At 46.8% G+C, this 13,446-nt stretch carries 10 protein-coding genes; 4 read left to right on the top strand and 6 right to left on the bottom strand.

The annotated features are described in order from the left end of the window. Nucleotides 1–282: tetratricopeptide repeat protein (locus NG796_RS13605; protein WP_261207371.1), on the top strand; the 282-nt coding region annotated here is incomplete at its 5' end. A gap of 54 nt (nt 283–336) precedes the next feature. Here NG796_RS13605 and NG796_RS13600 read toward each other — a convergent pair. The 3 genes from NG796_RS13600 to cysS form a co-directional block, all read right to left on the bottom strand. Next, nucleotides 337–2,118, bottom strand: a complete 1,782-nt coding sequence (locus tag NG796_RS13600; protein WP_261207370.1) for an ATP-binding protein — start codon at nt 2,116–2,118, stop codon at nt 337–339. A gap of 210 nt (nt 2,119–2,328) precedes the next feature. Continuing rightward, nucleotides 2,329–3,453 (bottom strand): AI-2E family transporter, encoded by a 1,125-nt coding sequence (locus NG796_RS13595; RefSeq protein ID WP_261207369.1) that lies wholly within the window; start codon nt 3,451–3,453, stop codon nt 2,329–2,331. A gap of 109 nt (nt 3,454–3,562) precedes the next feature. Further along, a complete protein-coding gene (cysS, locus tag NG796_RS13590) occupies nt 3,563–5,023 on the bottom strand; it encodes a cysteine--tRNA ligase (protein ID WP_261207368.1) in 1,461 nt (486 codons plus the stop codon). 196 nt (nt 5,024–5,219) lie between these two features. Here cysS and NG796_RS13585 point away from each other — a divergent pair, with 196 nt between their 5' ends. From NG796_RS13585 to dtd, 3 genes are all read left to right on the top strand, one after another. Then, entirely contained in the window at nt 5,220–8,387 is a 3,168-nt protein-coding gene (locus NG796_RS13585) for a glycosyltransferase (RefSeq protein WP_261207367.1), read from the top strand. A 134-nt stretch (nt 8,388–8,521) separates the two neighbouring features. After that, the gene (locus tag NG796_RS13580; protein ID WP_261207366.1) at nt 8,522–9,664 is read left to right on the top strand and encodes a CobW family GTP-binding protein; all 1,143 of its coding nucleotides are present in this window, start codon (nt 8,522–8,524) and stop codon (nt 9,662–9,664) included. A gap of 162 nt (nt 9,665–9,826) precedes the next feature. Next, a complete protein-coding gene (gene dtd, locus NG796_RS13575; protein WP_261207446.1) occupies nt 9,827–10,333 on the top strand; it encodes a D-aminoacyl-tRNA deacylase in 507 nt (168 codons plus the stop codon). On the opposite strand, the gene mreD is transcribed toward dtd, so the two are convergent. From mreD to NG796_RS13560, 3 genes are all read right to left on the bottom strand, one after another. Then, a complete protein-coding gene (gene mreD / locus NG796_RS13570) occupies nt 10,275–10,835 on the bottom strand; it encodes a rod shape-determining protein MreD (RefSeq protein ID WP_261207365.1) in 561 nt (186 codons plus the stop codon). The genes dtd and mreD overlap by 59 nt on opposite strands. Next, nucleotides 10,832–11,620 (bottom strand): rod shape-determining protein MreC, encoded by a 789-nt coding sequence (gene mreC, locus NG796_RS13565; protein ID WP_261207364.1) that lies wholly within the window; start codon nt 11,618–11,620, stop codon nt 10,832–10,834. The genes mreD and mreC overlap by 4 nt, the downstream gene beginning before the upstream one ends. A gap of 63 nt (nt 11,621–11,683) precedes the next feature. Next, nucleotides 11,684–12,691, bottom strand: coding sequence for a rod shape-determining protein (locus tag NG796_RS13560; RefSeq protein ID WP_015151693.1), 1,008 nt, complete (start codon nt 12,689–12,691; stop codon nt 11,684–11,686). Nucleotides 12,692–13,446: the final 755 nt, after the last annotated feature.

Genomic DNA, 13,446 nt, shown 5'->3' with positions numbered 1-13,446 from the left:
CACCAACTGGCTGGTATCAAAGCCAACCAAGGAGAAATCGACGAGGCGATCGCCCTTTACACCGCATCGATGGAACTGGAGGAACGCATCGGCAACCTGCAAGGGAAAGCGGTGACTTTAGGAACGTTGGGACAACTGTTAGCAATTCGACGTGATTTTACTACGGCTTTACAATATATGCATGAATCTTTAGAGATTTTAGAGCGTCTGCGTTCCCCTGAAGCGGACAAAGTAAGGGAAATTATTGTACAGATCCAGAAAATGGCAGAAGGAGAATGGTAAAAATATTCAAATTATTCTAGTGTCCTTACTTTTGGAACTCCTATAAAAACCCCTCTAAACGATTGGCGGGAGATAGCGTAACAGCATTTCGTCTAACACTTCTAACTGAATGGGTTTGCTTAAATAATCCGTTGCACCGGCGGCTAGGCAGCGTTCCCGATCGCCTGACATTGCCATTGCGGTTACCACGACTATCGGCAAATGTTGCACATTCGGGTTTTTGCGTAACTCTTCCACTAATTGCAACCCCATTGCTAAATGAGCAAATTGAACATCTAATAAGATTAAATAGGGGTCAAAAGATGCGATTTCTTCGAGAAAATTGGCGCTGTAGCCAATCAATTTAACATAATGTCCAACGGCTTGTAAATAGTCTTGCAATAATAAGGTGCTGGACCCATCATAATCGACAATTAAAATTCGCCCGTTGCGATCGCCTGCTTCGGGAATGGCGATCGGCGGGAGTTCATCCGGGGTTGGGGTGGGAACATATCCTGGCGGTGGATCGGGCAAAATAATGGTAAATCGGCTGCCCACATTTAGGGTAGAGGTGACGAGTACATCTCCCCCATGCAACTCCGCTAAATCTTTGGTGAGTGCTAACCCCAATCCTGTGCCTTGAATTTTATGGTTCAGTTCGTTATCCAGTTGTCGGAAGGGGTCAAATACCAAGGGTAAATGTTCTGCGGAAATGCCGATTCCCGTATCGATTACGGTAAATCCTATTCCCCCCGGTTGTCGTTCTACCATTAATGAAACCTCTCCTCTAGGAGTAAATTTAATGGCATTAGAAAGGAGATTCAGCAGCATTTGTTTGAGGCGACGTTCATCCGCAATACAACACCGGATTTGGGGGTCAATCTTACTGGTGAGCCTCAATCCTCGGTCTACTGCCCTTTCTTGCATGACTTTAAGGCAGTATTTACAGAGTTCGGGAACCGGAATTACACTAAATTTTAATTCTTCTTTTCCAGCTTCTACTTTGGATAAATCTAAAATATCGTTAATTAATTCTAATAAATGATCGCCGCTTCCTTTAATGCGGCTCACATATTCTTTTTGTTTAGGGTTAAGCGTTCCAAATATTTCTCGTTGTAACATTTGCGATAACCCTAAAATCGAATTCAAAGGCGTTCTAATTTCATGGCTCATTTGGGCCAAAAATTCACTTTTAGCTCGATTTCTGGCTTCAGCAATGTCCCGGGCTCGGGCGACGGCTTCCGCTTGTTTATGTTGAGTAATATCGGTGATGGCGGCAACGACTCCATCCATTCGACCGAGGCGATCGTATAAAGGGGCGGCATTAATTGACACAAAAATTTGGCTACCATCTCGACGGGCGATCGCATACTCCATTTCATAAGCAGGTTGTCCCTTTTGCATGACTTGCAAAAATGGCAGTTGATTTTCCGGTAAACCCCGCGCATCTAACGGTTGAATTTGCCAAATCGGGCCATTGTATCGACATCCGATAATCTCTTGCCGAGTCAGTCCTAAATGCTTTTGGGCTGCGGCATTAGTTAGGGTAATCCGTCCATTACTATCAAAAACTAAAATCCCATCCGCATTCGTTTCAATAATTGTATCGAGTCGCCTCTCGTTGAGTTCTAGCTCTTTTTTAGACTGATGAATTTCCGAAGTATAGCGAACGATCGCATAGTACAGAATAATCGCTACAACGGTCACATACAGGCAACCTTTAATCGTTTGTAGGTGAGTGATATTCTGGATCTCCGGTTGCTGAAATAAAATTGCGATCACGCGATCGGAACCGATAATCCAGAAAGCGCTAATCACTAGATAAATACTGACGATTCGACGCGGAGATAGCTTCATGATGATTCGCCATTGTCTCATCTTAGTCTGGCTGTTAATTTTCTCTTACTCGCTAAGTCTTAGGCCCGATCAATTCTTGGGGTTAAATTCTCCTCGCAAGCTTTTATGGATTGAGGTATAATTTACACCAAAATAAAGAAGAATGCTACAAGTCATGGGAAAAAAGTAGTCATGGGGAAATCCTCACGCTCATACCCGCGCTTCGTAGACTTAGGGAGTCGGATGCTGTGCCAAACTCGACTCCTCCCCTGTCGAATTGGGAGCGATCGCCTCGGGAGTCCCCCCTGCTTCTGCCCTCAGTTTCGGTTTTAAATATAAATTTTCCACTAATGCTGCACCCCCCGCAACCCAAGGCGGAACGATTAAGGCACCTACGATTCCCAATACTTGAACCCCACCTATTACCGAGAGTAATTGATACAGGGGATGCACTCCCACGGAAGACCCCACCAATAACGGGTCCAAAACATAAGTCTCCACATTCTGGATGACCACAAATAAAATTAACACCGACAGAAACAACCATCCGCCTTGAGAAACCGCCACAATTAGGGCCGGAATTGCTCCCAAAATCGGCCCTAAAAAGGGAATTAAATTGGTCACCCCAGCGATCGCCCCCAAACCCAAGGCAAACTCCCCTAACCCTAAAGCACTCAATCCCACACTGGTTGCTACAGCCAACAGCGCTGAAACCAATACTCGACCGCGAATATATCCCCCCATCCGCTGACTAATCGGCATGACCTGAGTCTCCAAACGCTCATCCCAAGGTTTCGGAAATAGCTGAACCAGACTCTTAATTAAACTGTGACTATCCGCCACCATATAACCGGAAATAAAAATAGATAAAATTAGGGTAACTACACCCCCAAGTAACCCTCTGGTTAATCCATAAGACCGGAGTACCAGTTGTTGGGTTGAACGAATTCCCCAAGTAGTTAAAGATTGGGTATCAAAAAACTGCCGCACAAACTCTGGTGGAGTGTCACTCAATCGAGCCGCTAAATCTTCAGCAATTAACCGTAACGTTTCCAAATAAGAGGGAAGCTGACGAATTAAGCGCTGAATTTGATCCAATGCTGTTGGTCCAATTAATAAGACTACTCCAGTTAACCCGCCAATCAGGGTAAGGTAGGTAATAATGGTGGCAATCCACCGGGGAATATGCCATTTTTCTGCCCAATTCACCACAGGAGAAATGGAAGCGGCGAGAACGACGGAAACCATCAGGGTAATCAGTAAACTCCGCAGTTGCCACAGCAATATCACCAATAAGCCGAGGGTGAAAATCAGCAACAGGGTGGTTAGAGAAATTTTAATCCGCGAGGGGGACATAGTTCATTTAAGAGAAAGGCTTGATTCATGGGGGGTTATAGAGGAGGCGATCGCCTTTTCATTAGGGGTGAAAATGGCGATATTCCCTAAGATTGCACCGAACAATCCTTTAATTGCGATGCCATTGGGTGACACCTCCGGGTTTATCAATTAATGTAATCCCGAGTTCTTGTAGTTGATTCCGAATGCGATCGGCTTCAGCAAAGTTTTTCCCCTGACGCGCTGCCAGTCGGTCCTGAATCAGCGATTCAATCTCTTGATCACTCAATCCTGCGGGTTGGGATGCTGAATTTTCCGCGACTGGATTCATTTCCAAACCCAGAACCTTCCCTAACTCCCGTAAGGTAACCCATTGCTGTTGTAACTGTTCCGAGTCCATATCCAGTTTCCCTTCATGAACCCAAATGTTGCCTTGACGCCGTAATTCTTTTGCCAATTCAAACAACACTGCCAATGCCGATGGGGTATTTAGGTCATCATTCATCGCCGCCTGAAATCGTTCGACGATCGCATCGGATTCCGGTGCGATCGCCCCCAAATCCCAACCCACCTTACTGCCATACTCATAACCAAACCGTAACCCATCTTTTAGGGTAGTCCAGCCATTTTCTGCACTGGCGATCGCCTCATCGGTAAAGTCCAACGGTTTGCGATAATTCGCTTGTAGCACAAACAATCGCAGCGCCATCGGGTCTACGCCTCCTTGATCCAGCAACTGGCGAATCGTCGTAAAATTGCCCAGAGACTTGGACATTTTTTCCCCATTTACCGCCACCATGCCATTGTGCAGCCAATATTTCGCTAAAGCTTGACCCGTCACCGCTTCCGATTGAGCAATTTCATTCTCATGGTGAGGGAAAATTAAATCTGCACCCCCCACATGAATATCAATCGTCTCTCCCAACACCTCGCGGACCATCGCCGAACATTCAATATGCCATCCTGGACGTCCAGCACCCCAAGGGGATTCCCACGACGGTTCCCCGGGTTTTGCCGCCTTCCACAAGGCAAAATCAAACGGGTCTTGCTTTTTCAACTCCTCCGGGTCCTCCGCCTCCACGCGACCACTGGCCCCCGCTTGCATTTCCGCCAACTGCCGTCCCGAGAGTTTTCCATAGTCGGGAAATTGACGCACTTTGTAATAGACATCGCCACCGGCAGGATAGGCAAAGCCTTTTTGTTCCAACTGCGCGATTAAGCGCTTAATCCCATCTAAGGTATGAGTGGCGCGGGGATAGGCATCGGCTTCCAGGACATTCAGCCTTGCCATATCTTCAAAATAAGCTTGAGTGTAGCGATCGGCCACCTCCTCCATTGACGACCCCTCCTGCCTTGCGCGGTTGAGGATTTTGTCATCAATATCGGTAAAATTCTGCACATAACGCACGGCATATCCGCGCCATTGCAGATATCGGCGCAGAATATCCCAGATAATATAGGACCGAGCATGACCCAAGTGGCAATAATCGTAGACCGTAACCCCACAACAATACATCCGCACCTGACCGGGTTCGGTTGGCTCAAACGGTTCTTGACGACGGGTGAGGGTGTTGTACAGCGTTAAGGTCATAATTGAAAGATAGAAAACAGTAATTACGATAGTGTTCGATGCAGGAATCACTCCAATCAATAGTCAGTCCGGGTTTTGCCGACACTTTATCCCAAAACAGACTGGCCCAAAACAGGTTGACTGAATGACTTAACTGATTCTATCGTTTATGTTGTCCCGATGGACCGTGGCGCGATCGCTCTAGCATTTTAAACTCATGCGGATTATTGTCGAAGGCTGGCGTTTTCTTCCTCACTCTTATTCTCTGATCAATCAGTTTCTACTTTTAGAACTCCTCGATCGCCCTGAAATCGAAGTCTTCCACCGGGATATGCCTTACGTTACTGACAATTGGCAACCCGTCAGCGGATTATTGGGAGACTCCAGAGAACCCAAGTTACACTTAATTTCCCAAGCTACACCGAATCAATCTGCTGATGCCATCCTTCGTGTCTATTGTCCGTTTAATTTAGCCCCTTCCACTGCTCCACGAACGGTCATGTTTGGCTGTACAGAATGGGGAATTGTTCCTCAATCCATCTTGCGGGGAATGGGAATCTCCTCATTTCAAGACGCCCATCAGAATTCAGATACGATTATTGTCACCGCATCCCATTGGTCCAGAGATGGATTTATCCGCAGTGGTGCTGATCCTGAGCGCGTGGTTGTGATTCCCCTGGGTGTAGACCCCCACTTCTACCACCCCGCATCTCCAGAAAAACGTCTCGCGTTACGTCAGCAATTTGGAATCGGGGAAAATTTTGTCTTTTTCACCAATGGATTGCTCTTTAATAACCGCCACGGCATGGCTCGATTATTAAAAGCATTCGCCCCGATTGTCGAAAAATTTCCCCAAGCAAGATTAATCTTAAAAGGTCGAGATTATCTGTTTGAGGCCCGCGAAGAAATTGCCAGAATTTGCAGTCATACTCTCACGGAAACTGAGCAAAAAAGGGTTCAGGAACGATTAACTTATATTGGCAAAAATCTTTCTTGTTCCGATTTGGCTGCGTTATATCAAATTGCCGATGCCTATGTCTCTCCTTATCTCGCGGAAGGATTTAATTTGCCAGTTTTAGAAGCGGCAGCTTGTGGATTACCTGTGATTTGTACCCAAGGGGGACCGACGGATGATTTTATTCATCCAGATTTTGCATTTCCTATCCAGAGTCAATTAGAACAGCGCCAGTTGGAATCAGGGGAAATGGGATTTGTGGTTGCTCCTGATGTAGAACATTTAATTTATTTAATGGAGCAAATCATCGAACAACCCAATTTGCGGGACAAAGCGAGACAAGCAGGGCCGAAATGGGTAGGCGATCGCTACACATGGAAGCAGGTTGTAGACCAATATTTACAGGTTCTGTCTCCCCCGCACCAACCCACCTTCACTGCACCGCTCATACATCCCATCCCAAATACAGTAACTCAGAAACTTATTATTGAAGGTTGGCGATTTCAGACCCATTCTTATGCGATCGCCAATCAATTTCAAATCTTGGAAATGCTCAAATATCCGAACTTAGATCTGTTTCACCAAGATATCCCCTTTTTAGAACGAAATTCTCAACCGGCACAGGGTTTATTTGATGCCGAATCAGAATCCGCTTTACGGGCGATCGCACCTCCACCTCCAAACCTATTTGCTGATGCTACCCTGCGGATGTATAGTCCCTTTAATTTAAAATCCGCTCTCAATAGCGATCGGACCTATTTATTCGGCACAACTGAATGGGGGATTGTCCATAAAGAACTCTTACGATTAAACCCGAACGAGTCTCTGGAAGCCTTACATCAAAATTCTAATACGGTCATTATTACCTCTTCCCAATGGTCTAAAGACGGTTTTCTCCGCAGTGGTGCTGACCCCAATCGCGTCGTCACCGTCCCCCTCGGTGTCGATACCAGCCTTTACCACCCTCTCCCCAAAGAGGAACGCGCTGCTTTAAGACAAGAATTAGGATGGCAAGACGATGAATTTATTTTTTTAAATGTCAGTAGCATGACTTTAGAAAAAGGTATTTTCCCCCTAATTTTTTGCTTTACTAAAATCCTAGAAAAATATCCCAAAGCTCGCTTAGTATTAAAAGGGTCTGATTTGATTTACAGATCCTGGGAATCCATTGTTTTTACCTCTAAAAAGATTTTAAGCGATCGCGGGTTAGAAGTCTTTAATGCCCGCTTAACCTATATCGGTGATCCATTATCCAGTTTAGAACTGATTCGCTATTATCAAGCTGCCGATGGCTATCTCTCTCCCTATTCCGCTGAAGGATTTAATTTGCCCGTTTTAGAGGCGATCGCCTGTGGATTGCCGGTCATTTGTACCCAAGGTGGACCTACTGATGAATTTACCCATCCGAATTTTGCCCTCCCGATTAAAAGTGAAGTTCAATCCGTTGAATATCGGGGGGAAATGCGCCATTTTTTGGCTCCCGATTGGGATTGTTGTGTTGCTTTAATGGAACAACTGATTTCTCAACCAGATTGGCGAGAACAAGTGCGAATCTCGGGTCCTCAATTTGTGGGTGATCGCCTTAGTTGGAAACAGATTGTCGCTCAGTTACTGGAGGTAATGTTCCCCTCCAATCCACCTCAACGGATAAACTCGGTAACGATACCCTCTCTCCCAGAACCAGGGTCTCTTACCCTCCAAAAACAAGTAACATTATTCCCGTTTTGGTATCACAAAATTGAGTTACCCGGGGGAATTGTCACCCCCGGAGATCATCCCCGCAATCCCGAAATGTACGGTGTCCCAGAAGACCTAAGCGGAAAACGAGTCCTAGATGTTGGGGCCCGGGATGGATACTGGACCTTCGAGGCCCTCAAACGCGGTGCAAGGGAAGTAGTGGCGATCAATGATTGTTCAGACTATCTCGGACAGTTCGATCAACGCGATCGCCGCACCTGGGAAACCTTCGATTTGTGTCGAGAAGCACTGGGGTTTGATAAAACTCTCTGTCAACACCTAGAAAAATCCCTCTATGACCTCAGTGAGTCAGAATTAGGCCGATTTGATGTGATCTTCTTTTTCGGAACCCTGAACCACCTGCGATACCCCCTACTGGCCCTCGATAAGTTATCGGCCCTCTGTGATGGGGAAATTTACATCGAATCTGCCATTCTCGATGATTTTAGTCCCTACCAAGGCGGTATCGGCAAGGGATATCCCAGACAGCAACGGGTGATGGAGTTTTATCCCAATCATGAATATCCGGGAAATTCTAGCAATTACTGGGCCCCTACCTTATACTGTTTGGGTCAAATGGTAAAATCCTCTGGCTTTACCCAGGTTAAAGGCTGGAAATTAATGCAGAACCCGCCTAATTGGGAGGGTTGTCGAGGATTTGCGATCGGCACTAAAGCCCAGTCAAGCAATTAATCACCCTGTAGCCAAGTGTTAATCTGCAATAGTTGGGGATGAAAGGCTCAATCTTCGTCTAAAATCAAACTGGATGACTCATTAGATTAATTTCTAACCAGCCCCTTAGATTTTTTGACCCCATTTGATAAACCATGCAGACAACAGCAACCTCTAACCCAGAGTCCGTGGCTATGGATGCCCCGAAATACGGACTGCCGGTTACTATCATTACAGGCTTTCTTGGCAGTGGCAAGACCACGTTACTCAACCATATCTTGACAAATCAGCAGGGATTGAAAACTGCCGTATTGGTCAACGAGTTTGGGGAAGTCGGCATCGATAACGAACTGATCGTCTCCACCGGGGAGGATATGGTGGAATTAAGCAATGGTTGTATTTGTTGCACCATTAACAATGATTTACTCGATGCCGTTTATAAAATTTTAGAGCGATCGGAGCAGATCGATTATCTGGTGGTGGAAACTACAGGACTCGCGGACCCTCTACCCGTGGCCCTGACTTTCTTAGGCACCGAACTCCGCGACTTAACCCGGTTAGATTCGATTGTCACCCTGGTGGATTCGGAGAATTACAGTTTGGATCTGTTTAATTCTCAGGCCGCGTACAGTCAGATTGCTTATGGCGATATTATCTTGCTCAACAAAGTAGATCTCGTGGATGAGAGCGATGTTGATTTGCTGGAATGCAAGATTCGGGATATTAAAGCCGATGCCAGAATTTTGCGGACGACGAAATCTCAGGTGCCCCTTCCTTTAATTCTCAGTGTGGGGTTATTTGAGTCGGATAAGTATTTTAATGATGATCAAGTCGCCTCGAAAGGGGAGCATGATCATGAGCACGACCATCATGATCATGACCATCATGACCATCATGACCATTCCAGTTGTGACCATGACCACGGTCATTGTGAGCATGACCCTGATCATGAACATCATCATCACTCCAATCATTTGGAGATGGATGGGTTTACGTCGATTTCGTTTGAGAGCGATAAACCGTTATCAATTCGCCAGTTTCAGTATTTCTTAGATAATCAGTTACCCTCAACGGTTTTTCGGGCTAAGGGGATTTTATGGTTTGATGAGAGCGATCGCCGTCATATTTTCCACTTGAGCGGCAAGCGGTTCTCGATTGATGATGATGAGTGGAAAGGTCAACCGAAGACTCAATTGGTGTTTATCGGCCAGAATTTGGATAAGGAAACTTTGCGATCGCAGTTAAACAAGTGTGTTTGTCTGCCTTCGACCTCTCGCGGCAAAGGGTTTGGAAAATAGGGGGACGGCTTCGGGAAAGAGGGTCGGGTTTTGATGGTAGAGTCAAGAGGCGATCGCCCTTGTAGAGACAGGAGCGATCGCCTTGATTGTCCAGGGATTACCCAGTGATTGAAGGGAGTTCTTTTTGGGCGATCGGCAATGCCTCATCACCCCATCCAGTGTATGCGAGTCGTTATCCAGCGCGTTAAATCTTCTCAAGTAACCGTCGAGGGTCAAATCGTCGGTCAAATAGGACCGGGACTCAATCTATTGGTTGCCATCAGCGATCGGGATACAGAGACCGAACTCGACTGGATGGCCCGAAAGTGTTTAGAATTGCGGTTATTTCCCGATGCACAGGCGGATAGCAGTCGCTGGGATCAATCAGTTTTGGATATCCAAGGGCAACTGTTAGTGGTGAGTCAGTTTACCCTTTACGGCGACTGTCGAAAAGGTCGCCGCCCCTCCTTTGACCGTTCTGCTGCCCCAGGAATGGCCCAAAAACTCTACGAGAAATTTGTTCAAAAGTTAAGGGAAAGTGGTTTAACGGTCGAAACCGGGGTATTTGGGGCGATGATGGAGGTGGACATCGTTAATGATGGACCAGTTACTTTAATTTTAGAGCGGGAGTCTAGGAGCGATCAAAGGCTTGCATCTGTTCCCACAGACGATTCAGAGGGAAATAGATAACAGGTGCCCACAGACTACTGAGAATAGCGCAAGCCAGAGCGAGGGGTTGGTGAGAGGCCCAAATTTCACTTAAAGCGCGATCGCCTAGAGCACTAAATTGCAACGCCCGAATTGTATCGGCCAACATCGACATTCCAAATACAATCAGAGCCACAGAGATAAAATCTTCCTGGACATATTTTTGCTTCTGCAAAGTAGCCGTCAGACATCCCACCACCCCGAGACTAATGGCATGAGTCGGTTCTGCCGAAGTCATCGCATCTAATAGCAGTCCCAACACCACACCAGCTAAAGCGCCTTGAACCGGCTTGCGCTTGATACTCCAAGCGACAACCCAAATCAACAACCAGTTAGGAGCAACCCCTAATAATTCCATGCCGGGAAAGCGGGTAGGGAGTAGCAGTAAGCACAACAGGACAGAACCCACGGCGATCGCCGCATTCACGACGAACCTCATTCCCCCTGACAAATGAGACCCGTAAGTAAAAGAAGGTGTTCTCATCGCATTTCCTCATTTTGCAGTTCCTCAGAATTTTCTGAAGAAGCAACCTTTTGATAGGGGTCAACCACGACCCACTCCAGTAAGCTCATGGGAGCGGTCAGCTCGATTACTGCTTCCGGTGCTGGACTTTTATTCAAATTTACTGACTCTACGCGCCCGATCGGTAACCCTGGGGGAAAAAGTTGTGAATAAGAAGACGTCGAAACGACATCCCCTTTCTTAACATCAGGCACCTTCTCAAAGAACTCCATCACCGCCCGAGATGCGGATTGACCTCGCATTACCCCCATTTGGCGGCTACGACTAATCGTCACCCCCACCCGAGAACTGGGGTCACTAATCAGCAAAACACGGCTGGTATGAGCCGTAACGCTGACCACTCTTCCCACCACGCCACCGGGACCCGTGGCAATGTAGTTTTCTTTGATACCATCTTCCCGGCCTCGACCCAAAGTTACCTGTTGCCACCAATGATCTGCACTACGGCCAACAATTGGAGCAAGAATCCCTTCTTTCTTAGTCGGGGAAACATAGTTCAAGAGTTCTTTGAGCTTTTCGTTTTGGCTTTCGAGTTCTTGGACCTTGTTTTGCAATTCCACAGTTCGAGCGTTGGTTAGTTGTTCTTGCTGAGTAGGACTTGATGCAAAGGGGCGAGTCGCCCATTGATAAAGTTCAATCACAGCCGAACCTTGAGTGTACCGAACAACCAAAGCAGCACAGATGGTTAGACCCACCAGTGCTACTTGTAAACCATGCCGATCCCACCAGCGACGCAATGTGTACATTAGGAGTTTTTAGAGACTTCAGTCTTTATCAGACGAGAATATTTGTTCTAGGAGCAACTGGCCTTACATATTCCGAGAACGACCACTGAACACCCGTTCTAGCTGTTTAAAGTTTTCCAGAACCCGGCCCGTTCCCAGGACAACACAGCTCAAGGGGTCAGCAGCCACATGAGTCACGATACCAGTCTCATGACTAATCAGAGTATCTAGGCCTCGTAATAAAGCGCCACCTCCAGCCAACATAATCCCTCGGTCAATAATATCTGCCGCCAGTTCCGGAGGGGTTCGCTCTAAAGTGCGTTTTACAGCCTCCACAATGACCGCTAGAGGTTCCGCCATGCTTTCACGAATTTCCGGTCCCTTAATTGTTACTGTTCGGGGTAGCCCAGAGAGTAAGTGTAAGCCGCGCACCTCCATCATGGAGTCATCATCTTCATGAGTGGGATAGGCTGAACCAATCTGAATTTTGATATCCTCAGCGGTTCGCTCCCCAATGACAAGGTTATGCACCTTTTTCATGTACTGAATAATCGCTTCATTCAGTTCATCTCCAGCCACCCGGACTGATTCGCTCAATACGGTGCCCTGCAAACTCAGAACGGCGACTTCAGTTGTTCCTCCGCCAATATCGATAATCAGGTTCCCTGTTGGCTCTGCTACAGGTAATCCGGCACCGATCGCCGCTGCCACCGGCTCATCAATTAAATAGACGTCCCTAGCCCCGGCTTGAGCGGCAGCCTCCATAACAGCACGGCGTTCCACCCCCGTCACTCCCGAAGGGATTCCGATAACAATTCGAGGCGATACTAAGGTTCTCCCCTCATGCACCCGCCGGATAAAGTGCTTGAGCATGAGTTCTGCGGTATCGAAATCTGCAATAACGCCATCACGCAGGGGACGCAGAGCAATAACATTTCCAGGCGTCCGGCCCAGCATTTTTTTTGCATCCTCTCCCACTGCTAACGGCACTTTTTCATCTTTATCAATGGCAACCACAGAGGGTTCTTGCAGAACAATACCTTTACCAGATACATAAACAAGGGTATTCGCGGTACCGAGGTCGATACCCATATCCCGGGATAGGGAAAAGCGATTGAACAGACCCACTGGTTTCTACGCCCCCAAAACGTGATGCTGTGCGACTATAACAATGTAACAGAAATGTAACCGAGGTGGATTCTAGTACGTTTTTTGTTTTGAGTCTAGTCCGGTGGGAGAAAATTTTTATCCCCACCGATCCACCAAGGGTGCAACTATAATCCCAAGTCCTCTGGACAAAATCCGGATAAAACCCTTTGTGAAGACAGCGATCGCTAATTGGACCTTCCAGAACTTCTCAAAAATTCCCCAAATTTAGGGTCCCTTTTTGCCAAATTAAGACCCTATTAAGACCCTCTAAATTTAGGATCCGAGGCATTTTCCAGCCAGTCCAATTTCAGTAGCGAGCCTTGCAGCAGTTTAACAATACCATTAAGGATTGGGAGAATTTTGCTCCCTACTACAGCAGCAAGTCAGCAAAATCCTCCCACCGACAAAAGCACCGACAAAAGAATTGTCCCTTTCATTTAGACTCCCTATATTCCTTATTCTCCCTTTTATTGAGTTTTGATTAGAAAAATACAGTAAAGTGGTGATTTTATAATTAGGAAAAATAAACAATTAAAGGGACAACGGACTAATAGACAAACCCTAAAAAGCAAAAAGCCTCCGGTTCTATGAAGAGAAACAGGAGGCTTTTTGGGTTAAAAGTGACCGGGCACCGAGCTATTTTCCCAGGAGGCAACCCTCCAAGTATCTTCGCCGCAGTCGCGTTTCACGTCCGAGTT

It is taken from the genome of Laspinema sp. D2d, from assembly GCF_025370755.1.
In the GTDB taxonomy this organism is placed as follows: Bacteria; Cyanobacteriota; Cyanobacteriia; order Cyanobacteriales; family Laspinemataceae; genus Laspinema.
This window is presented reverse-complemented; position numbering and strand designations above follow the sequence as displayed.